Genomic DNA, 2155 nt, shown 5'->3' with positions numbered 1-2155 from the left:
GTAGATAGTCTTGTGTATTCTCCATGTTAAAAAGGGAGTCGGGAGTCGGGAGTCGGGAGTCGGGAATCGGGAATCGGGAGTCGGGAGTGAAAAAAATCCTAATTAAAGTAGGGTGGGCAAACTAATCTATAGCGTTTATAGGACTCATGAGGTACAAATGGATCCCCCTAAATCCCCCTTAAAAAGGGGGACTTTGAGGTTAATTATTGTACCTCATACATGCAATTAACGCTATAATCATTAATACTCATTCTAAACCAAGGTTTTTTGCCCACCCTACAACCTAAATTCTTAGAGGTTGTCTGAGAAGTCTCATTTGCTACATCTAAGCCCCCTAAATCCCCCGAGCGAGCAATCCCTCGCTCGGGGGACTTTTAGCAGCAAATTGATTCTTGTTCCCCCCAAGCGAGCAATCCCTCGCTTGGGGGGCTAGGGCGTGTTTTCAAACTCGGAGATCCCCCTAAATCCCCCTTAAAAAAGGGGGACTTTGAGTATGGCTCCCCCCAAGCGAGCAATCCCTCGCTTGGGGGGCTGGGGGGGATCATAATCTTGCGGAAAACTTTGAAAACACGCCCTAGGGGGGCAAAATTCAGTATAAAAAAACTTTTCAGATATCCTCTTAATTCTTAATTCTTCATTCTTAATTCTTAATTCTTCATTCTCCATTCTTAATTCTTCATTCTTAATTCTTCATTCTAAATTCTCAATTCTCAATTCTTCATTCTCAATTCTTCATCGGTCTCCAATTCCCCGAAACAATAAAACTCGCCCAATAATAAGGATGCTGATATGTCTCATCTTTCAACATGTCCAGTTGGGTCTGCCGCAGAGCCTCGGTGCGCCCCATGTTATCGTCTAGCAAGCGCTGATAGTAAGCCAGCATCAGCTCTTTGGTGGCTTTATCCTCTACCTTGCGCAAACTGATCAGCTGAGTTTGTGAACCAGCAATTACAAAAGCCCGACGCAAGCCATAGATGCCCTCTCCTGAACTAATCCGTCCGGAACCGGTATCGCAAGCGGATAAGACCACCAACTCCGTGCCAGACAACTTCAGTCCTACGGCTTCCAAGGCAGTGAGTACCCCATTCTCTGCACCAGTTCGCTTCTGCTTAAACCCTGCTAGCACTAGTCCGGACAACAGCATGGGATTGTCATAGAGGGTGGACTGTTCTTGATTGGGAGCGCTCTCAGAGAAACCATGGGTAGCAATATGCAGTATCCTGGGACTATTGATTTGTTTGACTGCTGACTCAGTGGCCTTAGCCCCCAGTAGAGGGTCTACTCCCAGCATGTCAGCGATTGCTTTTACTTCCTCAGCGGTGCCTGGTAATGGTGAAAAGTCCAGCTTTGAGAGGTCAATGGAACGGGTAAGGTGGGCACTGGGGAGATTGCCATGATTTTGATTAGCAATTAATTCAGGAGCAGAACGGTCAAAGTCAGGATTGCCCAACAACACCGGAGCAGTTTGACTGGCAGATTCCTGGGATAATCTCAGTAAGTCCCTGCCAGAGGTAAGGTAACTAAAGCGATAGTTTTCTACCAGATACTGCTGCTGTTGATCCACCAGGGCTTCAAAGGGAATCAGGTTGAGCTCTCCTTCTGGGGAAAGTAAGATATATCGAGTAGACCCTAACAGTTTGCGCACAGGCTCCATCAACCTCTGATCCACTTGCCGTGCGGCTTGCTTCAACTGAGCTGTGCGTGTGCCTTTGTCTTGAAGAGAGAGGCGAAACAGCTCCAAGTCTGATTCAATCAACTCAACTTCCCCTAAGTCAATGCCTTGGGGGTCTCCTTGGGAATGAAGCACGTAGGCGGCGTAGCGAGGGGGACCAAAACGTTGATCTTTTTTCGCTTTAGGATTAAAAGGTTGATACTTGACCAATTCCACTAGGGCGGTATTAGCTGGAATCAGCTTTTGAATGGCTTCGATAGTCACACTTTGGTTAGCTGTGCGAAAGTCAGGGCTGCGACGGCTAATTTGATCCTCTAATTGGTGGGCTTGTTCAGAGAGAGACTTAACCCTCTCTTGATAGTATTTAAGAGGTAGATTTGGGGGTCGGTTGTAGGTCAGATTGGCTTGTTGAGTGGGGTTAGAATTGAGGTCATCGAGTAACCTTGGGCTTTTAGGGTCTAAGCCTTGGCTGTAGAACAAGTT

The 2155-nt window shown here is 47.0% G+C and carries 1 protein-coding gene; it reads right to left on the bottom strand.

Annotated features, from left to right (window positions below):
• Positions 1 to 724: 724 nt before the first annotated feature.
• Positions 725 to 2155: CHAT domain-containing protein (locus tag F6K38_RS40045; protein ID WP_287360435.1), on the bottom strand; the 1431-nt coding region annotated here is incomplete at its 5' end.

Source organism: Moorena sp. SIO3B2 (genome assembly GCF_010692525.1).
GTDB lineage: Bacteria > Cyanobacteriota > Cyanobacteriia > Cyanobacteriales > Coleofasciculaceae > Moorena > Moorena producens.
The sequence above is the reverse complement of the archived record's forward strand: the minus strand, read 5'-3'. Positions and strand labels throughout refer to the sequence as shown.